Here is a 24,590-nt window from a genome sequence, read left to right as displayed (position 1 = left end):
TTGCGTCGGCGCGCGGGCGAGGCCAATGTCCGGCCGTCCCGCCGCAGGCCGCGCCCGATGACCGAAGCCGTCGCCCCCGCCGATATCGCGAACCGCGCCTTCCCGACGCCGGAGGGCGCGACGCCGATGATGGCGCAGTTTCTCGAGCTGCGCGCCGAGGCGCCGCTCGACGCGCTGCTCTTCTACCGGATGGGCGATTTCTACGAGCTGTTCTTCGACGACGCCGTGCGCGCCGCCGAGGCGCTCGACATCGCGCTCACCAAACGCGGCGAGCACCAGGGCGAACCGGTGCCGATGTGCGGCGTGCCCGTCCACAACGCCCAGAGCTATCTCTCCCGGCTGATCAAGGCGGGCTTCAAGGTCGCCGTCGGCGAGCAGATGGAGGACCCCGCCGAGGCCAAGAAGCGCGGCGGCTCGAAAGCCGTCGTGCGGCGCGCGGTCACGCGCATCGTCACGCCCGGCACGCTCACCGAGGACGACCTGCTCGACGCGCGCGCGGCCAATCGCATCGTGGCGCTCGCGCGCACCGCGTCCGGCGAAGCCGCGCTGGCCTGGGCCGACGTGTCGGCGGGCGATTTCGCGTCGATGGCGCTCGGCCCCGGCGCGCTCGAGGCGGAGCTCGCCGCGCTCAACCCCGCCGAGCTGCTGGTCCGCGACGAAGACGCCCGCGAGGCCGCGGAGCTGTGCCCGGCGAGCGCGATCACGCCGCGGGCGAAGGCGAAGTTCGACGCCGCTTCCGGCGAGCGCCGCCTGCTCGAGCGCTTCGAGGCGCATGCGCTCGACGCCTTCGGCGATTTCACCAAGGCCGAGATCGCCGCGCTGGGCTGCCTGCTCGACTATCTCGAGCTGTCCCAGGCCGGCGCGCCGGCCCGGCTGGCCCCGCCGCGCTCGACGCCGGCCGGCGCCTGCATGGTCATCGACCCCGCCGCCCGGGCGAGCCTCGAGATCGAGCGCACGATGAGCGGGGAGCGGAAAGGCTCGCTGCTCGACGCCGTCGACCGCACGCTCACCGCGCCGGGCGCGCGGCTCCTCGCCGACCGGCTGGCCCGGCCCTCGACCGATCTGGCCGAGATCGCCGCGCGCCTCGACGCGGCGGACTATCTGCTCGAGAACCGGGATATTCGCGAGACCGTCCGCGCGCGCCTGAAGGCCGCCGGCGATCCCGCCCGCGCGCTGTCGCGCCTCCTGCTCGATCGCGGCGGGCCGCGGGACCTGGCGGGACTGACGCGCGCACTCGCCGAGGGCGACGCGCTGGCCGAGGCCTTCAAGAGCCCGCCGCTCAATCCGCCGCCGGCCGCGATCGCCGACGCCCTCGACGCGCTGCGCCTGTCGAAGCGGGACGGCCTCGCCGATCTCGTGCGCGATGTCGGCGCGGCGCTGGTCGAGGAGCCGCCGGTCTTCACGCGCGACGGCGGCTTCGTCGCCGAAGGCTGGTCGGGCGATCTCGACGAGGCGCGCCGGCTGCGCGACGAGTCCCGCCGCGTCATCGCCGGCCTGCAAAAGACCTATGCCGAGCAGACCGGAGTCTCCGCCCTCAAGATCAAGCACAACCACGTGCTCGGCTATTACATCGAGGTCAGCGCGAAGAACGCCGACGCGCTGATGGGCGTCGAGCCGTTCATCCACCGCCAGACCATGGCGAACGCGGTGCGCTTCTCCACCGCCGAGCTAGGCGAGCTGGAGGCGAAAATCGCCTCGGCCGGCGAGCGCGCCCTGGCGATGGAGCTCGAAGTCTTCGCCGGGCTGCGCGCCCGCGTCGAAGAAGAGGCCGAGACGATCCGCGCGGCCGGCGAGGCGCTCGCCGCCCTCGACGTCGCCGCGGCTGCGGCGGCCTGGGCCGAGGAGACCGGCGCGAGCCGCCCCGTGGTCGACGACTCGCGCAATTTCGAGATCGAGGCCGGCCGCCACCCGGTCGTCGAGCGCGCGCTCGAACGCGCCGGCGACGGGCGCTTCACTCCGAACGACTGCGCGCTCGACGGCGCCGGCGAGGCCGCGCCGCGGCTCACCCTGGTCACCGGGCCGAACATGGCCGGCAAGTCGACCTTCCTCAGACAGAACGCGCTGATCGCGGTGATGGCCCAGGCCGGGCTGTTCGTCCCGGCGAAAGCCGCCCGCATCGGGCTGGTCGACCGGTTGTTCTCGCGCGTCGGCGCGGCCGACGATCTCGCCCGCGGGCGGTCGACCTTCATGGCCGAGATGATCGAGACCGCCGCCATCCTCAACCAGGCCGGCCCGCGCGCGCTGGTCATCCTCGACGAGATCGGCCGCGGCACGGCGACCTTCGACGGGCTGTCGATCGCCTGGGCCGCCGTCGAGCATCTCCACGAGGTCAATGCCTGCCGCGCCCTGTTCGCGACGCACTATCACGAGCTCACCCGGCTCGCCGACGAGCTCGACGCGGCTGGCAATGTCTCGCTGAGAGCGCGCGAGTGGAAGAGCGAGCTGATCTTTCTCCACGAGGTCGCGGCCGGACCGGCCGACCGCTCCTACGGCGTCGAGGTCGCCAAACGCGCCGGCCTGCCCGCCGCCGCCGTGGCGCGGGCGAGCGAGATCCTCGAGCGCCTCGAGGCCGACGACGCCCCGGCCGCCAAGCTCGCCGAGCTGCCGCTCTTCTCCGCCGCCCCGCCGCCCGCCGCGCCGAAACCCAGCGCCGTCGAGGACCGCCTCAAGACGGTCGACGCCGACGGCCTCAGCCCGCGCGAGGCGCTGGATCTGGTGTATGCGCTGAAGGGGCTGGTTGAAGACGACGGCTGAACATCGCCGCGCAATGGCTTACATAGGGCGTCATGAGACCCTCCTCGCTTCCCGCCGAGCTCGACGGCCTGCGCCTGCGCGCCGAACTGGCCGCCGCGACGCGGTCGGGCTGGGGCACGTCCTCGGGCCGCGAGGCGGGGCTGGCCAAGCTCAAGAAATTCATCGAACGCGGCCGCGCCCATGCGTCGAGCCGGCTCGCCGGCAAGACCGGCGGGCTCGAGGCCGCGCGCACGCTGTCGGCGGTGATGAACGCGGTGCTGCGCGCGCTCTACGATTCCATCGCCAGCGAGGTGTGCGAGGAAGGCGCGCGCACGCCCGGCCTCGCCCTGTGCGCGGTCGGCGGCTACGGCGCCGGCGAGCTGGGCCCGCAATCCGACATCGATCTCCTCTTCCTCGTCGACGCCGACGCGCCCGATTACGCCGCGACCATCGTCGAGCGCACGCTCTACGCGCTGTGGGACGTCGGCCTGGCCGTCGGCGGCGGCGCCATGCGCACCGTCGACGAGGCGATCGCGCTGGCCGAGGACGACCTGTCCGAGCGCACCGCCCTGCTCGATCTGCGCATCCTGTCCGGCGACGACCATCTCGCCGCCGAGCTGCGGGAGCGCTTCGAGGACCAGCTGCGCGAGGGCGACGCGGAGGCCTTCGTTCACGCCAAGCTGGCCGAGCGCGACGCGCGCATCGACCGGCAGGGCGACAGCCGCTACGCGGTCGAACCCAACATCAAGGACGGCAAGGGCGCGCTGCGCGACCTGCAGACGCTGCGCTGGCTCGCCCAGGTGCTCTACGGCGCCGACGCGCTCGAGCGCTGGGTCGCGCTGGGCCTGCTCTCGGTCACCGATGTCGAACGCTATCTGCGCGCGGCCGATTTCTACTGGACGGTCCGCTTCCACCTTCACCAGATCAACAAGCGCAAGGACGACCGGCTGACCTTCGATCTCCAGCCCGAGGTCGCCGAGCGCATGGGCTATGACGACGGCGAGGAGGTGCTCGCCGTGGAAGTCTTCATGCGCGACTATTTCCGCTGCGCCATCGATGTCGGCGCGCTGACCCGGCTGGTCTGCGCCAAGCTGGAGGCCGACGAGCTCAAGGCGCCGCCCGCTGGCATCGGCCGCTTCCTGCCCGCCGACGGCGTCCAGCTGGCCGACGAGGATCTCGCCGAGGCCGGCTTCGTGATCCGCTCGGGCCGGCTCGATTTCGCCGACGCGGCCAAGCTCGAGAACGATCCCGTCCTGATGCTGCGCCTGTTCGAGATCGCCGCGGCGCGCCATCTCGACCTGCATCCCGACGCCTTCGCCGCGGTCGGCCAGTCGCTCAGGCTCGTCGACGACGCCTTCCGCGCCGACGCGCGCGCGGCGCGGGCCTTCTTCGCGGTGCTGCTGGACGCCGACGATCCGCGCATAACCCTGCGGGCGATGACCGAGGCGGGCCTGCTCGGCGCCTATATCCCGGAATTCGGCGACATCGTCGCGCGCACCCAGTTTAACATGTATCACCGCTTCACGGTCGACGAGCACACGCTCAATGCGCTCGGCCTGCTGCGCGAGATCGAGCAGGGCCGGCTCGCCGCCGACCACCCGCTGTGCACGCGGCTCGCGCCGGAGATCGTCAATCGCCGCGCGCTGCATCTCGCCGTGCTGCTCCACGACACCGGCAAGGGTCAGGGCGATCAGTGCGTCGAGGGCGCGATACGCTGCCGCGAGGCGTGCGAGCGCTTGGGCGTGGAGGACGCCGAAACCGAGCTGGCCGCCTGGCTGGTCGAGCACCATCTCGAGATGAGCGACGTCGCCCAGCGCCGGGATCTCTCCGATCCGCGCACCGTGCTGGATTTCGCCGAGACGGTCGGCACGCTGGAACGCCTGCGCCTGCTCACCATCCTCACCGTGGTCGACATCCGCGCCGTCGGCCCGGGCGTGTGGAACGGCTGGAAGGCCCAGCTGCTGCGCGATCTCTACCAGGCCACCGCGGCCGTCCTGAAAGGCGGCAAGCGGCCCGAGGAGGAGGAGGCGCGCGCCCGGCTGAGCCGGCGGGCCGAACGCGCCCGCGACATGTTCCGCGCCCGGCTCGAACGGCTCGATCCGGCCTTCGCCGAGCGCTGGACCGAGGAGCTCGACGAGCCCTACTGGCTCGCCTTCTCCGAGAACGACCGGCTGCGCCACGCCGCCTTCGTGCGCGCCGCGGAACGGCGCGGCGACGCGGTCTCCGCCGGGGTGCGCGTCGACCGGCGGCGCTCGGCGACCGAGGTGCTCATCCTCGCGCCCGACCGCGACGGGCTCTTCGCCGACATCGCCGGGGCGCTCGCGCTCGCCGGCGCCAATGTCGTCGGCGCCCAGGTCACGACCAGCGCCGGGGGCCGGGCCTTCGACGTGTTCTACATCCAGGAGCCGGGCGGCAAGCCGTTCGGCTGGCACGACAGCTACGCCCGCGACCGGCTGAAGGCGCTGGTCGAGCGCGCCGCCGCCGACGGCCTCGGCGCCGACGACGTCATCCCGCAGCGGCCGATCCGCCGGCGCGAGGCCGCCTTCGCGGTGAAGCCCTATGTCACGCTCGACGCCGAGGCCGCCGACAGCGCGCTGGTGATCGAGGCCTCCGGCCGCGATCGCCCGCGCCTGCTCCACGACATGGCCCGCGCGCTCGCCGAGCTCGGCCTGTCGCTCGAAGCCGCGCGCATCGACGGCTATGGCGAGCGCGCCGTCGACGTCTTCTACGTCACCGAGGACGGCCGCAAGGTGACCGACCCGGACCGGCTGGAGGCGATCCGCACCCGGCTCATGCGCGAACTCGCCGAAGCCGAGGACGCCCTTGTGGGCCCCTCTGCAGAGGCCGGGCTCTCGCAAGCCGAAGCGAGCGCGGGGCGTTAGGGCGTGCGGCTTCTACGCTCCACCGCCGTGATCGGCGCATTGACGCTGGTCAGCCGCTTCTTCGGCCTGGCGCGCGACATGCTGCTGGCGAGCCGGCTCGGCGCGGGACCGCTGACCGACGCCTTCCTGGTCGCGCTGCAATTCCCCAACCTGTTCCGGCGCATCTTCGCCGAGGGCGCGTTCAACTCGGCCTTCGTGCCGCTCTACGCGCGCAGGCTCGAGGGCGAGGGACCGGACGCCGCCGGCGTGTTCGCCTCCGAGGTGCTCTCGGTGCTCACGACGATCGTTCTCACCCTGGTCGTCGTCGCGCAGATCGCGATGCCGTGGCTGATGTACGTGCTGGGGCCGGGCTTCATCGCCGATCCCGACCTGTTCGGCTTCGCCGTGCTGATGACGCAGATCACCATGCCCTACCTCTTGTGCATGTCGATCGCGGCGATGCTGTCGGGCGCGCTCAACTCCCACGAACGCTTCGTCGCCGCCGCCGCCGCGCCGGTCCTGCTCAACATCGTGCTGATCACGCTATTGCTGATCGATCCCGGCGACCGGGCCGACCTGGCGCTGGCGCTGAGCATCGGGGTGACGGCCTCCGGCGTGCTGCAGGCGGGCTTCCTGTTCCTCGCCGCCCGCCGCGCCGGGATCAAGCTGGGTTTCCGCCTGCCGCGCCCGACGCCGGGCGTGCGGCGCCTGCTGACGCTCGGCCTGCCCGGCGCGGCGGCGGCGGGCGTGACCCACATCAACCAGCTCGTTTCGGGCTCGATCGCCACGCTGCAGGAGGGCGCGCGGTCCTGGATCTATTTCGCCGAACGGCTCTACCAGCTGCCGCTCGGCGTGATCGGCATCGCCATGGGCGTCGCGCTGCTGCCCGCGCTGTCGAAACGCCTGCGCGCCGGCGACGACGCCGCCGCGGCGATGGGCCAGAACCGCGCGATCGAGATCTCGCTGGCGCTCACGCTTCCCGCGGCCGCGGCCCTGCTCGTCATTCCCGACCTGATCGTCGACGGCCTGTTCCGCTTCGGCGCCTTCGCCGGCGACGACGCACGCAACACCGCCATCGCGGTGGCCATCTACGGCGCGGGCCTTCCCGGCTTCGTGCTGATCAAGGTCTTCTCGCCGGGCTTCTTCGCGCGGGAGGACACGGTCACGCCGATGAAGTTCGCGGGCCTGTCGATGCTCGTGAACGTGGCGCTGGGCGTGGCGCTCTTCTTCGGCCCGATGCGGTTCGCGGGCCTGGCCGCGGCGACCTCGGCGGCGGGCTGGCTCAACGCCGGCCTGCTCGCGATCACGCTGGCGAGCCGGGGGCAGTTCGTCCCCGACGCGCGCCTGCGCCAGCGCCTGCCGCGGATCCTGGTCGCCTGCGCGGCGATGGCCGCCGCGGTCTGGATCGCGGCGCGCAACGCCGCGGCGGGCGAGGCGATCCTCGCCGGCTTCGTCCCGGGCGAGCTGGAGGCGACGCTCTACATGGCGCTGGTCGTGCTGGGCGGCGGGCTCGTCTACGGGCTGGCGGCGATGGCGACCGGCGCGCTGAGGATCGGCGAGCTGCGCGACACCTTGCGGCCGGCCGAGGGCGCAGCGCCGCCGCCGCCGGTGGAATAGGCGCAACGCGCTTGAGCGCGCGCCGCGGCGCGGCTATCACCGCGGCTCCTCTGTCCCGATCGCGATCCCGACCATGACCGACGCCCAACCCGTCTACACCGGCCCCGAGCGCATTCTCTCAGGCATGCAGCCCACCGGCGGGCTGCATCTGGGCAATTATCTCGGCGCGCTCAAATGGTGGGTGGAGCTGCAGAATTCCGGGGCGGAGTGCTTCTACTGCGTCGTCGACATGCACGCGATCACCGTCGCCGTCGATCCCGCGACCCTGCCCGACAACACGCGCCGCGCCGCGGCGGCCTATCTCGCCGCCGGGGTCGACCCGGAGCGCTCGGCGGTGTTCGCGCAATCGGCCGTCACCGCCCACGCCGAGCTCGCCTGGATCTTCCAGTGCGTCGCCCGGCTCGGCTGGCTCGAGCGCATGACCCAGTTCAAGGACAAGGCGGGCAAGGACGCCGAGCGCGCCAGCGTCGGCCTGTTCACCTATCCCGTGCTGCAGGCCGCCGACATCCTGATCTACAAGGCCACCCACGTGCCCGTCGGCGAAGACCAGAAGCAGCATCTCGAGCTCAGCCGCGACGTCGCGGCGCGCTTCAATCGCGACTTCGGACGCGGCGAGGCGGTGTTCCCGCTGCCCGAGCCGGTGATCCAGTCCGCCGGGGCGCGCATCATGTCGCTCAAGGACGGAACGGCGAAGATGTCGAAGTCCGATCCCAGCGACAATGCGCGGATCAATCTCGACGACGACGCCGACGCGATCGCGCGCAAGATCAGGAAGGCCAGGACCGATCCCGAGCCGCTGCCGGGCAGCGTCGAGGAACTGGAGACCCGGCCCGAAGCGAAGAATCTCGTGGCGATCTACGCCGCGCTGACGGGGACCTCCGCCCAGGCGGTGCTCGACGAGTTCGGCGGCGAGGGCTTCGGCGTGTTCAAGCCGAAGCTCGCCGACGCGGCCGTCGAGTTCGTCGCCCCGATCAGCGAGGAATACGCGCGGCTGAAGGCCGACCCGGCCGAGCTGGACCGCATTCTGGAAGCCGGCGCCGATCGCGCCCGCGAGGCCGCCGCGCCGGTGATCGCCGAGGCCCGCCGGCTCGTGGGCTACTGGAACGCGTGACGTTTCGTCCGCTTGCGCGGCCCGCGCGGCCGGGGTTGAAACCCCGCATTCGATCCGTCTGCTGGAGACGCCCATGCGCCTGACCGCCCTTCTTCCCGCCTTCGCGCTGCTCGCCGCCTGCGGCGCGCCCGACGCCGCAGAAGACGAGACCGCCGCCGGGACCGGGTCCGCAGCAGAGGCCGGCGCGGCCGAGGCCCGCATCCTGGAGATGGCCGCAGCGCGCATGATGCTCGCCGAGCACGACGCCAGCCATCTCGCGATCGGCCCGTGGGCGCGCACCCCGCCGGCCGGCCGCGACATGACGGCGGCCTATCTCGTGATCTACGCCGCCGCACCGGACCGGCTCGTCGCGGCGACCTCGCCCGAGGCCGACGCGATCGAGCTTCACGTCACCGGGATGGAAGACGGCGTGATGCGCATGCGCCCGGCCGAAGACGGGCTCGCCGTTCCCGCCGACGGCCCGCTGACGCTGGAGCCCGGCGGCGCGCACCTCATGGTGTTCGGCCTGGCCGACGACGCCGCCGAAGACGGCCGGCTCGCGCTCGAACTCGAGTTCGAGAGCGGCGCCGTGCTCGAGGTCGCCGCCCCCTTCGCGACCGAGCCGCCGGGGGAGTGAGCCCGGGCGCTCGTCGACCCGGGAGACCCGCCGGCCCGCCCCCTAGCGATTTGACCTCGCAAGGGAAATTCGCCGATATCGAGAGTTGATCGATCGATGCGGCGACGGGGCGATGAGCAAGGTCGTACTCTCCCAGAAGGCCGATAGCGGCTACGACGACGTCACCGGGGTCTGGTACCACTTTCCCCGGCAGTATCTCCGCGCGGCGGAAGCCGCCGCCGGCAAGCCGTGCCTATTCTACGAACCGCGCCGCGGGGCGGGCGGCGCATCGACCGGTCGGAGCGCCTACTGGGCCTCGGGACGCATCGCCTCCGTCCGCCAGGACCCGCGCGATCCCGACCTTTTCTACGCGAAGATCGAGGACTTCCTCACCTTCCCGAATCCGGTCCCGTTCCGGCGCGAGGACGGCGGTTTCTGGGAGACCAAGCTCGACCGCGGCGACGGCGCGGTCAGCCGCGGCGCCATGGGCGTCTCGATCCGCCGGATCCCCGACGCGGAGTTCGAACTCATCCTCGCGGCCGGCTACGCGCCGGTGATCGCCCAGGAGCGCGCGGAACTCGCCGCTCGACCCCCGGCCGCCGTCGCGGAAGAACAGCTGGACTTCAACCGCCCGATCGTCGAGCGCCTCACCAGTCGACGCTTCCGCGACCGCGCCTTCGCGATGCAGGTGCGCGAGGCCTACGACTCGCGCTGCGCCGTGACGGGACTGCAGATCATCAACGGCGGCGGGCGCGCCGAGATGGAGGCCGCCCACATCGTGCCGGTCGCCCGGGACGGCCCGGACTCGGTGCGCAACGGTCTGGCGCTGTCGCGCACGGTCCACTGGATGTTCGATCGCGGCCTGATCAGCATCGATGACGACTATCGCCTGCTGCGCGCCGACGGGCTCCTGCCCGAGGGCGTCGACCGCCTGTTCGACCGCAGCGGCTTCCTGTCCGTGCCGGAGGCGGAGACGGCGCGGCCGAACCCCGCCTTCCTGCAATGGCACCGCGAGCACTGCTTCAAGGGGTGAGGGCTTAGTCCGCGTCCATCTTGAGCGCGGCGATGAAGGCTTCCTGCGGGATCTCGACCTTGCCGAACTGGCGCATCTTCTTCTTGCCGGCCTTCTGCTTCTCCAGGAGCTTGCGCTTGCGGGTGACGTCGCCGCCATAGCACTTCGCGGTGACGTCCTTCCTGAGCGCGGCCAGCGTCTCGCGGGCGATGATGCGTCCGCCGATCGCGGCCTGGATCGGGATCTTGAACATGTGCCGCGGGATCAGCTCCTTCAGCCGTTCGCACATCGCCCGGCCGCGCATCTCCGCGCGCGAGCGGTGGACGATCATCGACAGCGCGTCGACGGGCTCGTCATTGACCAGGATGGACATCTTCACCAGGTCGCCCTCGCGGTATTCGAGGAACTGGTAGTCGAAGCTGGCGTAGCCCTTCGTCACCGATTTCAGCCGGTCGTAGAAGTCGAACACGACCTCGTTGAGCGGCAGCTCGTAGACCAGCATGGCGCGGCTGCCCGCATAGGTGAGCTCGCGCTGGACGCCGCGCCGGTCCTCGCACAGCTTCAGCGTTCCGCCGAGAAACTCGTCGGGGACCAGGATCGTCGCCTTGATCCACGGCTCGGCGATCGTCTCGACCTTGACCGGATCGGGCATGTCGGCGGGGTTGTGGAGCTCGATCTCCTCGCCGTCGGTCATCGTCATCCGGTAGACCACCGACGGCGCGGTGGTGATCAGGTCGACGTCGTACTCGCGCTCGAGCCGCTCGCGGATGACCTCCATGTGCAGCAGGCCGAGGAAGCCGCAGCGGAAGCCGAAGCCGAGCGCCGCCGAGGTCTCCATCTCGAAGCTGAAGCTGGCGTCGTTGAGGGCGAGCCGCTCGACGGCGTCGCGCAGGTCCTCGAAATCGGCCGCGTCGACAGGGAACAGCCCGCAGAACACCACCGGCACGGCCGGCTTGAAGCCCGGCAGCATCGCGTCGGTCGGGCGCTTCTCCTCGGTGATCGTGTCGCCGACGCGGGCGTCGCGGACCTGCTTGATCGACGCGTTGAGATAGCCGATCTCGCCGGGGCCGAGCGCGTCGACGGCCTCCTTGCCCGGCCGGAACACGCCGATGCCGTCGACATTGTAGGTCCCGCCCGTGCCCATCAGGCGGACCTTCATGCCCTTCTTCAGCGTGCCGTCGAAGATGCGCACCAGGCAGATGACGCCGAGATAGGTGTCGTACCAGCTGTCGACGAGCAGCGCCTTCAGCGGCGCGTCGGGATCGCCGGCCTTGGGCGAGGGCAGGCGCTCGACGATCGCCTCGAGCACGTCCTCGACGCCCTGTCCGGTCTTTGCCGAGATCTCCAGCGCGTCCGAGGCGTCGAGCCCGATCACGTCCTCGATCTGGGCCTTTACGCGTTCCGGCTCGGCGGCGGGCAGATCGATCTTGTTGAGCACGGGGACGATCTCGAGATCGACGTCGATGGCCTGGTAGACATTGGCCAGCGTCTGGGCCTCGACGCCCTGGGCGGCGTCGACGACCAGCAGCGCGCCGTCGCAGGCGTAGAGCGAGCGCGAGACCTCGTAGGCGAAGTCGACATGGCCGGGCGTGTCGATGAGGTTGAGCACGTAGTCATGGCCGTCCTTCGCGCGATAGTTCAGCCGCACGGTCTGGGCCTTGATCGTGATGCCGCGCTCGCGCTCCAGGTCCATGTTGTCGAGGACCTGCTCCTTCATCTCGCGCTCGGTCAGCCCGCCGGTGACCTGGATCAGCCGGTCGGCGAGCGTCGACTTTCCGTGGTCGATGTGCGCGACGATGGAGAAATTACGGATGCGGGCGGGATCGGTGCTCATGGCGGCGGGAGGTAGCACCGCGCGTGACCTGCGCCAAGCGTGCTATACCGGAAGCCGCAAGCCGACAGGGAGCACGCCATGCGCGCCATTGTCTCCGCCGCCCTCGCCGCCGCGTGCCTGGGCGCGGCCGCCGAGGCCCAGATCCAGATCCGCCAGCCGCAGGTCGTCGAGATCACCCCGGAGCTCATCCGTCCCGAGATCCGCGAACTCGAAGGCGACGCGCCCGCCGTCGTCTCGGCGCGCCGGCGCGCCCAGGCCGCCGATCTGCGCGAGGCCGGCGAAGCCTATCTCGAGGACCGGCCCGAGCTGGCCTGGCGGTATTTCCGCGCCGCCGCCGCGCACGAAGACCAGGCCGAGGCGATCGACCGCGCCGGCTCGCTCGAGGAGGCGCGGAGCATCATCGAGGCGAACACGGAGGCGAGCCTGCACATGGTCGATCTCCAGCAGGCGATGCAGGCCCAGGCGCGCCAGTACCAGATGATGTCCAACGTCATGAAGGCGCGCCACGAGGCGGCGATGGCGGTCATCCGCAATCTGCGGTGAGCCCGGCGGCCGCGTTAGCGATCGGTTAAGCGTTTCGCCGCAAGCCGGTCATAATCGCGGGGGAGAGTGCGCGCCGACCACCCCCTCTGACCGGAGACTCGCCATGACCGTCGATCTCAAGTCTTTCCTCGCCGTCCTCGCCGCGCCGCTGGCGCTGGCCGCCTGCGCGTCGCAGCCGAGCCAGGAGCCCGATTACGGCCAGCCGAGCGCCTACCAGGAAGACATCGACACCTATTCGCGCGACGAGATCGTCGAGGCGACCGCCGACTTCTTCGGCGTCACCGCCGAGGCTGCGGCCTCGGCGCTGGAGCGCGTCTTCGCCGACCAGGGCCGTCCCGTCGGATATATCGCCGGCGAGGAGGTCGCCGGCGCGGCGGGGGTCGGGTTGCGTTACGGCGAGGGCTATCTCTCGATGAAGGGCCGGGCGAACCGGGAGAAGGTCTACTGGACCGGGCCCTCGATCGGCTTCGACGCGGGCGGCAACGCCAGCCGCGTCTTCACGCTGGTCTATAACCTGCGCGACACTGACCGGCTCTATCAGCGCTTTCCGGGCGTCGACGGCTCGGCCTATTTCGTCGCCGGGCTGGGCGTGAACTACCAGCGCGCCGACAACATCACGCTGGCCCCGATCCGTTCGGGCGTGGGCCTGCGCGCCGGCGCCAATGTCGGCTACCTGTCCTACTCGCGCCGGCGCAGCTGGCTGCCCTTCTGAGCCGCGGACGGAAATCCTTGGCCCCAATTCGCTCAAGCCGTTAACCTTTGCGCAGCGTGAGGGTGCGCGCGACGGCGAAGCGAGGGGCGAGCCATGGCGGAAGCGGCGACGATACTGGCGGTGCTGGCGGCGCTCGCCCTGACGGCGGGACTGGTGCTGGCGCGCAAGCTGCCCTTCCAGATCATCGGCGCGATCCTGCGGGCGCTCACCTTCCCGATCCGCATCGTCTTCCGCGTCATCGGCCGCGGCGGCCGCGGGCAGGGCGCGCAGGCCGAGATCGGGCCGACGGCGTGGGCGGCGACGGCGCGCATATTCCGCGGCCGGACCGACACCGAGACCGCGCTGGGCGACGATTTCGAGCACGAACGCGCCCACATCACGCCGCGCGGCCTGCTGTTCCACTGGATGAGCGTGCGCGTCGGCTTCATGCGCATGCCCGAGGAGCTCGACGACGAACTCGCCGCCGAGTACGCGGGCCTGGCCGAGAAATTCCTCAACGCCCCGGTGCCGATGAGCGCCGATCCGCGCAGCCTGTTCGAGGACGTCGAGGGCGCGGTGATCGCGCAGCAATTCTTCGACAGCGACCGCGGCCTCCTCTTCCTGCTCAACGAGTCCCGGAAGATGATCAACGGCAATGTCCGCAAGCTCGCCGTCTGGTTCTCGGCCATCCTGTCGGCGGTGCTGATCGTCAACCTGCTCTACAATGACGGCTCGGTTTTCGATTTCCACGCCATGCTGGGCCTGTCGGCCGACAGCCGCTTCGGCGCGGAGGCGATCAATTCGCTCGGCTTCGGGCTTCTGACCTGCCTGGCCGGCGCGATCGCGATGTGGGCGCTCTACTTCACGGAGTACGCGCCCTTCCAGCGCAACAACACCCGCGAGATGGCGAACTATCTCACCCGCTACATGGCGCGGCTGAACGACCACTACCGCACGGCCGTGGGGCGGGCGAAGTCGGTCACCGTCGGCGAGGAGCGCGATTCCAAGCAGCTCTCGGCGGCCGCCCAGCTCTGGCACGCCAACATGATCTGGCTGGCGCTGAGGGTCTTCTTCGTCGAGACCTACGTGCGCAACGTCGTCTACCAGATCTCGCGGAACTCCAGCTATTACCTGATCTTCGTGCCCGCCTTCTTCATCCTGGCGCTTCTGGCTGCGGGCGCGGCGCTGTCGGCGGCCGGGCTGTGGGCGCCGTTCGCCGCGATCGCCGAGCTGGGCTGGGTGTTCGCCGCGCTGTTCGTGCTCGTCGGCGCGCTCTACGTGCTCTTCCTGTCCAACTCGATGGGCTGTCTCGACGAGATCGACCAGGGCGAGTGGATCTCCTTCCACACGCTCAGGCTCAACGCCATGGTCGGCGACGTCATCGGCAAGTACGCCGAGGATGTCGGCTACTGGAAGAACCGGGTGAGTGCGAGCGGGCTTTAGGCGGGCGTCGCCACACGCCCCGGCGTGTCCACCGCTCTCCCCCTCGAGGGGGCGCCGACGATGCGCGAGCAGGATCGAACTCGCAATCATGCGTCATGGCCGGACTTGTTCCGGCCATCCAGATTCCGAGAGAGCTGGATCGCCGGGACGAGCCCGGCGATGACAGCTCAAGGGGCGAAAAGGAGATAAGTTCAGCCTGCGGCGCGGCCCGGAAATTCAACGACGACCGCCCCCGCCCCGGCCCTCCCCCGCAAGCGGGGGAGAGAGAGCGTCCGCATCCGGACTTTCGAGCGACAGGACCACCAGCCACGGACCGACTCCCTCCCCTCGAGGGGAGGGTTGGGGTGGGGTGACGGCGCTGACTATCCGGCATCAGGGCCGGCGCCACGGTCAGCCGTCATGGCCGGACTTGTTCCGGCCATCCGGATCATCTTGCTGGATCGCCGGGACGAGCCCGGCGATGACGGGCCGAAGTCGGCGAAGAAGACAGCCACAATCGGCTTTAGGGCGGGGGTTTCATCGCGAAGCCCCTATCCCCTGAGCGTCGCGCCGACCTTCTCGGCGGCCTTGACGACCTTCGCGGAGACCGCCTCGATCTCGGCGTCGGTCAGCGTCGCCTCGCGCGGCTGCAGAACGACCTCGACGGCGAGCGAGACCTTGCCCTCGGGCACGCCCTCGCCGGCGTAGCGGTCGAACAGGCGCACCTCGGCGATGAGCGCCTTGTCGGCGCCGCGCACGGCGCGGACGAGATCGCCGGCGGGCAGATCGTCGGGGGCGAGGAAGGCGAAGTCGCGCGTGACCGGATTGAGCTCGGGCAGCTCCAGGGCGGGCCGCGACTTCAGGCCCTTGCGTTTCGCCGCCGGGATCCGCTCCAGAAACACCTCGAAGGCCACCACGCGGCCGTCGATGTCGAGCGTCTTGAGCACGCCGGGATGGATCTCGCCGAACTCGGCGAGCACGTTTTTCGGTCCCAGCCGCAGCACGCCCGAACGGCCCGGATGCCACCAGCCGCGCGCCTCCGGCGCGGCCTGCAGGTTGGCGACCGGCGCGCCGGCGGCCTCCAGGATGGCCAGCGCGTCGGCCTTGGCGTCGAAGGCGTCGGGGGCTTCGCCGCCGCGCCAGTCGCGGGTCGCGACGACCCGGCGCGCGCCGGCGACCACGGTCGCCTGGCCGTCGGGGCTGTCGTCGAAATAGATCGGGCCGGCTTCGAAGAAGCGGGCGTCCTCCATGCCCCTGTCGGCGCTGCGCTGCAGGCTGGTCAGCAGGTGGACGAGCGCGCTCGGGCGCATGACGTCGAGCTCGGAGGTCACGGGGTTGGCCACGTGCAGGCCGGCCTCCACGCCGCTGAAGAGATCCGCGTGATCGCGTCCGCAGAAGGACCAGGTGATCGCCTCGTCATAGCCGCGGATCGCCGCGGCGCGGCGGGCCGCGCGCACGCGGTTCTGCAGCTCGGTCGCCGGCGCCTCGAGCCGACCGGCCGGCCGCTGGAGCGACGCGACCGGCAGCCGGTCATAGCCCTCGATGCGGGCGATCTCCTCGATCAGGTCGGCGGGCTGGTCGCAATCGCGCCGCCAGGTCGGGACCGAGACCGTCCACGGCGTCTTCGCCGCATCGACGGAGAAGCCGAGGCTTTCGAGAATCTCGGTGATGCGCGCATCGGGAAGGTCCAGCCCCGTGATGCGGGCGACCTGGCGGGGATCGAAGGCGATCGGGGCCGGCGCGGCCGGGGCTTCGCCCGCCACGAACACCTCGGAGGCCTCGCCGCCGGCGTGCTCCATGATGATGCGGGTGGCGAGCTCCAGCCCGTCGACGACGAAGCCCGGATCGACGCCGCGCTCGAAGCGGTACTTGGCGTCGGACTCGATGCCCGTCTCGCGGCCGGTGGTCCGCGTGATCATCGGGTCGAACCAGGCGCTCTCGATGAAGACGTCGGTCGTCTCGCCGGTGCAGCCGGAATATTCCCCGCCCATCACGCCGCCGAGGCCGAGGCAGCGTTCGTCGTCGGCGATGACGCAGTGATGCTCGGCCGGGTCGTACGCCTTGCCGTCGAGCGCCTCGAAGCGATCGGCTTCGCCGCGGCCCTTCCGGGCGCGAATGGTCGAGCCGATCTTCGCGAGATCGTAGACGTGGAGGGGCCGCGCGCGGTCGTAGGAGAGAAGGTTGGTGACGTCGACGAGCAGGTTGATCGGCCTGAGCCCGATGGCCAGGAGACGCTTCTGCAGCCAGTCCGGCGACGGCCCGTTCTTCACCCCGCGGATGACGCGGCCGGCGAAGATCGGGCAGGCCTCGTCCCACTCCGTCTCGATCGTGACGGGACACGGATAGGTCCCCTTCACGGGTTCGACCGCGCCGGATTTCAGCGTCCCCGCGCCGGCCGCGGCGAGATCGCGCGCGATGCCGTAAACGCCGAGCCAGTCGGGGCGGTTCGGCGTGACCTCGAAATCGATGACGGGATCGTCGAGCCCCAGCGCCTCAGCCGCCGGCGTTCCGACCGCCCACTCGCCCTCGAGATCGGCGATGCCCTCGTGATCCTCGCCGGCCTCGATCTCCTTGGTCGAGCACAGCATGCCGAAGCTCTCGACGCCGCGGATCTTGCGCGGCTTCTTGTCCAGCGCGAAGTCGAGACCCGGGATGTACGTTCCCAGCGGCGCGTAGATCGCCGTCATGCCCGCGCGCGCGTTCGGCGCGCCGCACACGATCTGCTTGGTCCCGTCCTTCGTCTCGGCCGTGCAGACCCGCAGCCGGTCGGCGTCGGGATGCGGCTCGCAGGCGGTCACGTGCGCGACGGTGAACTCGGCGAGCTTGTCGGCGGGATTGTCGATGTCCTCGATCTCGAGGCCGGCCATCGTCATCGCCTCGGCGAGATCGGCGAGCGGCTTGCGGGTCTCGAGGTGATCGGCGAGCCAGGAAAGCGTGAATTTCATCGGTTCGGTCCCGGGGTCAGAGATCGCTCGCCGGCGCCGCGTCGCAACGCGCGGTCTCGACGGGCGGTTCGGGGCTCAGATCGCTGGTCCAGCACTGGCCGAGGCTGGAGCAGTAGCAGACCTCCGCCTCCCATCGGCCGGACACGGCGGCGAGAATGTCGACGGCGTCGCTCGAGCCCAGCTCGGCGGCCGCGGCGGCCGGGTCGTCATAGCGGAACAGGAAGGGGCGGACCTCGTCGCCGGCGGCGATGATCCGGCCCGTCAGGCTTTCCTGGGAGAAGTCCACATCCTCGCCCATGCGCGCACGCAGATCGGCGATGTCGCGCACGAGCTCGCCCTGCTCGTAGACGGTGAAGCGCTCGATCAGCGCCGGTCCGACGCCGGCGTTCTGCACGCGCAGGCCCATGGAGAGTTCATCGGGGCCGGACTCGACGAAGCCGTCGACCTGCAGCGCCGGCCAGACCGAGGCGCGGATCTCCTGGCGCATCACCCGGCCCTGGTCCCAGCTCACGAACAGCGCGGCGACGCCGACCACGATCGCGGTGATCGAACCGACGGTCTCGAAGCGCAGCCGCCAGCGAGGCGGTGAAGAGCGTTCCGTCATGATTGGCGCCTCCGATCATGACGCGCACCCCACCCCGACCCTCCCCTCGAGGGGAGGGAGAGCGGCCGAAGGCCGCGAAGGGTGGGGTGACCCTGATTGCAGGCGTCGGCGATCGTCATCAGCTCAGCCCCGTGGCGAGATTGGCCTGCAAGAGCGGGCTGAAGCCGTAATGAGCCAGCCAGCGCGGATCGGGCTCGAAGAAAGGCCTGAGATCCGGCATGCCGTATTTGAGCGAGGCCAGCCGGTCGACGCCCATGCCGAAGGCGAAGCCCTGGAATTCGTCGGGATCGAGGCCGCAGGCCCGGATGACGTTGGGATGGACCATCCCGCAGCCGAGAATCTCCATCCAGTCATCGCCCGAGCCGACCTTGATCGCGTCGCCGACGCGCTCGTAGCGCACGTCCATCTCAGCGCTCGGCTCGGTGAAGGGGAAGTGGTGCGGCCGGAAGCGCGCCTCAACCTCGTCGGTCTCGAAGAAGGCGGCGACGAAGTCCATCAGGCAGCCCTTGAGATGGCCCATATGGGTCTCGCGGTCGATGACCAGACCCTCGACCTGGTGGAACATCGGCGTGTGGGTCTGGTCCCAGTCGTTCCGGTAGACCCGGCCCGGCGCGATGATGCGGATCGGCGGCGAGCCGCCCAGCATGGTGCGGATCTGGACCGGCGAGGTGTGCGTGCGCAGCACCTTCGGCGCGCCCTGCTCGTCTCGCGCCTCCATGAAGAAGGTGTCCTGGGTGTCGCGCGCGGGATGGTTGGGCGGGAAGTTGAGCGCGGTGAAATTGTGGAAGTCGTCCTCGACGTCCGGGCCCTCGGCGACGGCGAAGCCCATGTCGGCGAAGATCACCGCGAGCTCCTCCATCACCTGGTTCACAGGATGGAGCCGGCCCTGGCGGCCGGGCGAGACCGGCAGCGAGACGTCGACGCGCTCGGTCGCCAGCGCGGCCTCGAGCGCGGCGGTCTCCAGGGCGGCCTTCTTCTCGGCGACGGCGGCGTTGAGCGCGTCCTTCACGCGGTTGAGCGCGGGGCCCATCACCTGGCGCTCCTCCGGGCTCATCTTGCCCAGCTCGCGCATCTTCAGGCTGAGCTCGCCCTTCTTGCCCAGCGCGGCGACGCGGACATCGTCGAGCGCGCGCAGGTCGGCGGCGGCTTCGATCTCGCCGCGCACGCGCTTTTCCAGCGCCTCGAGTTCGGATGCATCAGTCATGTCGTCTTCCCGCCGCGGTCCCGTCAGGCGGCTTGATAGCCGCGCGCGGCCCCGCGCTCAAACCTCGTTTCGATCGGACATGAAAACGCCCGCCGGCGATACCGCAGGCGGGCGCTTCGGTCGCGGAGGGCGCGCCCGGCGGACCGGGCGGCGTCCTCAAGCCTGCAGGGCGCTCTTGGCCTGGTCGGCCAGAGCCTTGAAGGCGTCGGGCTCGCGAACGGCGAGATCGGCGAGAACCTTGCGGTCCAGCTCGATCCCGGCTTTCGCCAGCCCGTTCATAAATCGCGAATAGGTGAGGTCGTTCAGGCGCGCGGCGGCGTTGATGCGCTGGATCCACAGGCTGCGGAAATTGCGCTTCTTCGCGCGGCGATCGCGATAGGCGTACTGGCCGGCCTTCTCGACGGCCTGGTTGGCGACGCGGAAGGTGTTCTTCCGGCGGCCGTAATAGCCCTTCGCGAGCTTGATGATCTTGCGGTGACGGGCGTGGGACGCGGGTCCCGAGGAAACGCGAGCCATGTCAGCTCTCCTTCAAACGGTCTTAAGCCGGACGCAGCCTCAGCGGCTGTAGGGCAGGTAATGCTGCTTGACGATCTTCGCGTCGGGAGCCGAAAGCGTGTCGGTTCCGCGCTTCTGGCGGATCTGCTTCGGCGTACGCTTGATCATGCCGTGGCGCTTGCCGGACTGGGCGGCGAGCACCTTGCCGGTGCCGGTGACCTTGAAGCGCTTCTTGGCGCCGCTCTTGGTCTTCATCTTCGACATTTCGCTCTCCTTTCGGGACGGCGGGCCGTCCGCATCGCGTTCACGGCCGCCCGGCATGTCGAAAGGGCCGGGTGGGCCGGGGTTTCGGAACGCGCGGTTATACGCGCCGCGCGCGTGAATGCAAGAGCGGCGCGCCGTCTCCGGCGCGCCGCCCTGCTTCGAGACTGCGCCGAAGCGCTACTCGCTCATGCCCAGCTCGGAGATGAGCAGGCTCGCCGAGGCGGTCCCACGGCTGAACTGCCCGACATAGATGTCGTAGATCCCGTCGGGCGCGTTCTCGATCTCGAGCCCGGCGCGCAGGCCCTCCGCGCCGTCGTCGTCGCAGACCCAGCTCCCGTCGGGGAGATTGATCGCGAGCGTCGTGTCGGCGCCGGACTCGGTGTAGACGAAGAGTGGTCCGCCCTCGCCGTCCCAGTCGAGTTCGACATTGGGCGCGGCGTCGCCATAGCCCGGGCAGTAGAGGCCCGCCTGCGAGATGGCGTCGCTGAGATCGACCTGGCCGCCGGCGGTCACCTCGACCTCGTACGGGTCGGGGGTGAACCCCGCCGCCAGCGCATGATCGCCTTCGCGGGCGGGCAGCGAGATGTCGACGACATCCTCGGCCCCGACGCCGTGATCGAGCGCGATCTCGGAGACGTAGAGCGTCGCCGGCGACGCGCCGCCGCCGCTATAGGTCCCGACATAGACGTCGTAGACGCCGCTGGCGTCCGGCGAGAAGGAGAGCCCCGGATTGAGGCCGTCCGCGCCGTCGTCGTCGCACACCCACGTCCCGTCAGGCAGGTTCACCGCAAGCGTCGTGTCGCGCTCGGAGCGAACATAGATGTGCAGCTCGGACGCGCCGTCATAGCGGATCTCCGCGGTCGGCGCCTCGGTGACATGACCGCGGCAGTAGTCCTCGCCGGGCACGGCGTCGTCGGCGTCGAGCGGGCCGCCGGCCTCGACCTCGATCTGGTAGGGGTCGGGCAGGAAGCCGCCCTCGATGTCGTGGTCGCCGAACAGGGCGGGCAGGCCGATATCGACCGGGCCGCCGCCCTCGCCCTCGGCGCCGTAGCCGAGTTCGGAGATGTGCAGCTGGCCGGGGAGCTCCTCCTCGCCGCGAAGATTGCCGAGATAGATGTCATAGACGCCCGACTGCGGATCGTCGAAGCGCAGGCCCGGGTTCAGCCCCTGCTGGTCGTCATTGCACCACCACGCGCCGTCCGGGGCGTTGACCAACAGGGTCCCGTCGCCGTCGGTCGTCGCCGAGATGAACAGCGGCATCTCGCCGGCCTCGAAGGTCAGCTCCGCGGTCGGCGCCCGGCTGACATAGCCGGTGCAGTAGCCTTCCGCGACGACCTGGCCGTCGGTGGCCTGGCCGGCCTGGATGGCTCCGCCGCCGCGCACGTCCATGGTGTGCGGGTCGGGGGTGAAGCCGCTGGCCAGCGCGACATCGCCGGAGACCGAAGCCGCCGTGACGTCGAGCGAATTGTCGACGCCGGCGAAGCCGATCTCGGAGACGTGCAGGGTCGCGGGACGCTCGCCGACATCGGAATAGGTCCCGGCCCAGACGACGTACTCGCCGCTCTCGGGCTCCTGGATGCGCACGCCCGGATTGAAGCCCGACGCGCTGTCATCGTCGCACAGATACTCGCCCGACGGCGTCATGACGACGAGCGTGCCGTCGGTCTCGCTCTCGGTCGAGAAGAAGAGCGGGAAGCCGTCGGCCTCGTAGCTCAGGCGCAGATCCGGCGCTTCGCCGGCCCAGCCGCGGCAGCTTCCGGGCTGGCTGGAGAGACTAACCTCGCCGCCGGAGGTCACCTCGACCGAACGCGGATCGTCGGCGAAGCCTGCCTCGAGGCTCATGGAGTGCGCCGCGACGGCCGCCGGGTCGAGCGAGCGGGCGAAATCGTTGGTGTCGAAGAAGCCCAGCTCGGAGACGTGAATCATCCCCGGCGGATAGCCGACCCCGGCGCTGTAGGTGCCCAGCCAGACGTCGTAGCGGCCGGAGGCGGGATCATCGATCCGCACGCCGGGATTGAACGCGCCCTCGCCGCCGTCGTCGTCGCAATGGACCGATCCGTCCGGCGCGACGACGGCCAGCGTCGTGTCGATGTCCGACGCCGCGGAGATATAGAGGTCGAAATCGCCGGCGTCGGCGTAGTTCACCGCGATCGTCGGGGCGTCGTTGATATAGCCGCGGCAGGACGAATCCAGCCGGTCGGCGCTGATCGCGCCGCCGCCGCGCACGCCTACCGATCGTGGATCGTCGGCGAAGCCCGACGAGACGTCGACGTTTCCGTGGGCCGGCTCCGCACCGGGCGTCTGGGCCTGGGCGCCGGCGACCGCCGCGCAGGCGATCAGGCCAGCACAGGCCAGCTGTGCTGTGATGGTTCGGGTCATGGGGTCTCCTCCCGGTCGCCTCGACCGGCGACTACTGGCTGTTGAGCTCGGAGATGTGAAGCTGTGCGTTCTCGAGGCTGGCGCCGCCATAGGTGCCGACCCAGATGTCGTACTGGCCCGACATGGGCGAATTCCAGCGCAGGGACGGGTTCAGCCCGTTGCCGCCGTCATCGTTGCAATACCAGCTTCCGTCCGGCCCGTTGACGACGAGCGTCGTGTCGGAGGACGAGGCCACCGAAATGATCAGCGGCAGCGAACCCGAGGTGTAGTGGAGGCGGTAGTCCGGCGCGTCGGCGATATAGCCGCGGCAGTTCGAGCCGACATTCGCCGCCGAGATCGAGCCGCCCGACTGCAGATTGACGGTGTGCGGATCCGGCGTGAACCCGGAGGTCAGGCTGACGGTCCCGTAGGACGGGTTGAGCGAATAGTCCTGAGCGGCCGCCGGGATGGCGAGCGCGGCCGTCGCGGCCGCGGCGATGAGCGTGGTGCGAAGCATGTCTGTCCCCTTGTTTCGACGGGGGCGCGTCCTGCCTGCCCCCGCACGCGTGATTACACCCTCCCAAGAAGGGCGAAATTGCGACGCCGCCGGACCGGCTCGTCCGACCGGCGTCGCGGTCCGGTCACTTCGGCGACCGGGTATGGCCCAGCGCGATCTCCGAGATCATCAGCGTGGTCGAGCGCTGGCTCGTCCCGTAGGTCCCCACGTAGATGTCGTAGACGCCCCGGGTCGATCCGGAGAAGGAGAGCCCGGCGTTGAGCCCGTCGCCCCCGTCGTCATTGCACGTCCAGCTGCCGTCGGGCCGGTTCACCGCCAGCACGGTGTCGCCGCCGCCGTGGGTGTAGATGTGCAGCCTGCCGCTTCCGTCATAGTTGAGCTCGAGCGTCGGCGCGCTGGTGACGTAGCCGCGGCATTCGGACGAGATCGCCGAGGAGGCCTGCAGCGGTCCGCCGGCGGTGACGTTGCGCTCGAACGGATCGGGCAGGAAGCCGGCGCGCAGCGTCACGTCGCCGTTAATCGCCGGCGCGCCGATATTGACCCCGCCGGCGTAGCCGCCCGAACCCTGGCCGCCGCGCGTGTTCTCGCCGATCTCTGAAATGAACAGCGTGGCGGGCGCGCCGGCGCCGGAGGAATAGGTCCCGACCCATATGTCGTAGCGGCCGGACGGCGGGTTCGACCAGTAGAGCAGCGGGTTGAGCGGCTCGTCGGCGCCGTCGTCGTCGCAATACCACTGCGCGTTCGGGCCGTTGACGATCAGCGTCGTGTCGCGATCGGAATCGACATTGATGTAGAGCGGCGCCGAGCCGGCGGTGTAGTGCAGGCTGTAATCCGGCGCGTTGGCGATATAGCCGCGGCAGTCCGGCATCCGGTCCTGAACGCGGATCGCGCCGCCGGCCGTCAGGTTGCGCACGTGCGGATCGGGCAGGAAGCCGGCCCTGAGCTCGACGGAGCCGAACGACGGCGACAGACTGTAGTCCTGCGCCGCTGCGTCGGCGGCGATCCCCGCCGCGGCCAGCGAAGCGAGGATGAGCGAAGATCGGATCATGTCGGCCCCCTGTCCCGGTCGCGCCCAGATGGGCCGGGCGCTTCGGGGAAGCCTACCGCGCTTCGGCGAGCCGCCACAATCCGAATAAGTAATCCCGCAAGCCCGGCGGGATCAGCGCGGCGCCATCACCATGATCATCTGGCGGCCTTCAAGCTTGGGCTCGAACTCGACCTTGGCGACGTCGGCGAAGTCCTCCTTCACCCGGTTCATCACCTCCATGCCGCGATCCTGGTGGGCCATCTCGCGGCCGCGGAAGCGCAGCGTGACCTTCACCTTGTCGCCCTCGGCGAAGAAGCGGCTCATCGCCTTCGTCTTCACCTGGTAGTCATGGACATCGATGTTCGGACGCATCTTGATCTCTTTGACGTCCTGGGTCTTCTGCTTCTTCTTCGCCTCGGCCTTGCGCTTCTGCTCCTGGTACTTGAGCTTGCCGTAGTCGAGAATCTTGCAAACGGGCGGATCGGCGTTCGGCGCCACCTCGACCAGGTCGAGCCCCGCCTCCTCGGCGGCCTCGAGCGCGGCCTCGATGGGCACCTCGCCCTGTTTCTCGCCTTCTTCGTCGATAAGCAGCACCCGCGGAACGCGGATGTCTTTGTTGACGCGCGGGCCCTCTTTCTTGGGCGGCGGCGCGGCGTGCGGACGTCGTGCTATGCGTCTTCTCCCTGACGACTGCGGACCGATGGTTCAGTGATGATCGCGTTCATGCATCAACGTCCGCGAAGCGGCGACGATCCAG

19 protein-coding genes are annotated in these 24,590 nt (G+C 70.3%); 9 read left to right on the top strand and 10 right to left on the bottom strand.

The genetic code is table 11. The annotated features are described in order from the left end of the window. Positions 1-57: 57 nt before the first annotated feature. From mutS to DDZ18_RS13955, 6 genes are all read left to right on the top strand, one after another. Positions 58-2,754, top strand: coding sequence for a DNA mismatch repair protein MutS (gene mutS / locus DDZ18_RS02220; protein ID WP_109251718.1), 2,697 nt, complete (start codon positions 58-60; stop codon positions 2,752-2,754). Between the two features lie 32 nt (positions 2,755-2,786). Beyond that, complete coding sequence (locus tag DDZ18_RS02215; RefSeq protein WP_109251717.1) at positions 2,787-5,615, top strand: [protein-PII] uridylyltransferase; 2,829 nt, start codon at positions 2,787-2,789, stop codon at positions 5,613-5,615. Positions 5,616-5,618: 3 nt separating this feature from the next. Then, a complete protein-coding gene (murJ, locus tag DDZ18_RS02210; protein WP_109251716.1) occupies positions 5,619-7,211 on the top strand; it encodes a murein biosynthesis integral membrane protein MurJ in 1,593 nt (530 codons plus the stop codon). Between the two features lie 73 nt (positions 7,212-7,284). Continuing rightward, the gene (gene trpS / locus DDZ18_RS02205; protein WP_109251715.1) at positions 7,285-8,322 is read left to right on the top strand and encodes a tryptophan--tRNA ligase; all 1,038 of its coding nucleotides are present in this window, start codon (positions 7,285-7,287) and stop codon (positions 8,320-8,322) included. 73 nt (positions 8,323-8,395) lie between these two features. Then, positions 8,396-8,938, top strand: coding sequence for a copper chaperone PCu(A)C (locus DDZ18_RS02200; protein WP_109251714.1), 543 nt, complete (start codon positions 8,396-8,398; stop codon positions 8,936-8,938). A gap of 112 nt (positions 8,939-9,050) precedes the next feature. Continuing rightward, complete coding sequence (locus DDZ18_RS13955) at positions 9,051-9,950, top strand: HNH endonuclease (protein WP_199241115.1); 900 nt, start codon at positions 9,051-9,053, stop codon at positions 9,948-9,950. A 4-nt stretch (positions 9,951-9,954) separates the two neighbouring features. Here DDZ18_RS13955 and lepA read toward each other — a convergent pair whose 3' ends face one another. Continuing rightward, complete coding sequence (gene lepA, locus DDZ18_RS02190) at positions 9,955-11,763, bottom strand: translation elongation factor 4 (protein WP_109251713.1); 1,809 nt, start codon at positions 11,761-11,763, stop codon at positions 9,955-9,957. Between the two features lie 78 nt (positions 11,764-11,841). Here lepA and DDZ18_RS02185 point away from each other — a divergent pair, with 78 nt between their 5' ends. From DDZ18_RS02185 to DDZ18_RS02175, 3 genes are all read left to right on the top strand, one after another. Further along, complete coding sequence (locus tag DDZ18_RS02185) at positions 11,842-12,306, top strand: valine--tRNA ligase (RefSeq protein ID WP_109251712.1); 465 nt, start codon at positions 11,842-11,844, stop codon at positions 12,304-12,306. 103 nt (positions 12,307-12,409) lie between these two features. Further along, positions 12,410-13,018, top strand: coding sequence for a DUF1134 domain-containing protein (locus DDZ18_RS02180; protein WP_109251711.1), 609 nt, complete (start codon positions 12,410-12,412; stop codon positions 13,016-13,018). 93 nt (positions 13,019-13,111) lie between these two features. Next, positions 13,112-14,440 carry a hypothetical protein gene (locus tag DDZ18_RS02175; protein WP_109251710.1) on the top strand — a complete coding sequence of 443 codons (1,329 nt, stop codon included), beginning with the start codon at positions 13,112-13,114 and terminating at the stop codon, positions 14,438-14,440. A 530-nt stretch (positions 14,441-14,970) separates the two neighbouring features. Here the strand turns inward: DDZ18_RS02175 and pheT are convergent. The 9 genes from pheT to infC form a co-directional block, all read right to left on the bottom strand. Further along, positions 14,971-17,364, bottom strand: coding sequence for a phenylalanine--tRNA ligase subunit beta (gene pheT / locus DDZ18_RS02170; RefSeq protein WP_109251709.1), 2,394 nt, complete (start codon positions 17,362-17,364; stop codon positions 14,971-14,973). A 16-nt stretch (positions 17,365-17,380) separates the two neighbouring features. After that, positions 17,381-17,968 (bottom strand): hypothetical protein, encoded by a 588-nt coding sequence (locus DDZ18_RS02165; protein WP_109251708.1) that lies wholly within the window; start codon positions 17,966-17,968, stop codon positions 17,381-17,383. Between the two features lie 118 nt (positions 17,969-18,086). Next, positions 18,087-19,172 carry a phenylalanine--tRNA ligase subunit alpha gene (gene pheS / locus DDZ18_RS02160; protein WP_109251707.1) on the bottom strand — a complete coding sequence of 362 codons (1,086 nt, stop codon included), beginning with the start codon at positions 19,170-19,172 and terminating at the stop codon, positions 18,087-18,089. 156 nt (positions 19,173-19,328) lie between these two features. Further along, the gene (rplT, locus tag DDZ18_RS02155; protein WP_109251706.1) at positions 19,329-19,688 is read right to left on the bottom strand and encodes a 50S ribosomal protein L20; all 360 of its coding nucleotides are present in this window, start codon (positions 19,686-19,688) and stop codon (positions 19,329-19,331) included. Between the two features lie 39 nt (positions 19,689-19,727). Continuing rightward, entirely contained in the window at positions 19,728-19,931 is a 204-nt protein-coding gene (rpmI, locus tag DDZ18_RS02150) for a 50S ribosomal protein L35 (RefSeq protein ID WP_109251705.1), read from the bottom strand. Positions 19,932-20,108: 177 nt separating this feature from the next. Then, positions 20,109-22,310, bottom strand: a complete 2,202-nt coding sequence (locus DDZ18_RS02145) for a hypothetical protein (protein ID WP_109251704.1) — start codon at positions 22,308-22,310, stop codon at positions 20,109-20,111. A 31-nt stretch (positions 22,311-22,341) separates the two neighbouring features. Next, on the bottom strand, positions 22,342-22,806 hold the full coding sequence (locus DDZ18_RS02140; RefSeq protein ID WP_109251703.1) for a peptidase S1: 465 nt from the start codon (positions 22,804-22,806) through the stop codon (positions 22,342-22,344). Positions 22,807-22,930: 124 nt separating this feature from the next. Next, the gene (locus DDZ18_RS13950) at positions 22,931-23,854 is read right to left on the bottom strand and encodes a peptidase (RefSeq protein ID WP_199241114.1); all 924 of its coding nucleotides are present in this window, start codon (positions 23,852-23,854) and stop codon (positions 22,931-22,933) included. A gap of 111 nt (positions 23,855-23,965) precedes the next feature. After that, positions 23,966-24,505, bottom strand: a complete 540-nt coding sequence (infC, locus tag DDZ18_RS02130) for a translation initiation factor IF-3 (protein WP_109251702.1) — start codon at positions 24,503-24,505, stop codon at positions 23,966-23,968. Between the last annotated feature and the right edge of the window lie 85 nt (positions 24,506-24,590).

Origin of the sequence: Marinicauda salina, from assembly GCF_003122085.1 — a bacterium.
Lineage (GTDB): Bacteria > Pseudomonadota > Alphaproteobacteria > Caulobacterales > Maricaulaceae > Maricicauda_A > Maricicauda_A salina.
This window is presented reverse-complemented; position numbering and strand designations above follow the sequence as displayed.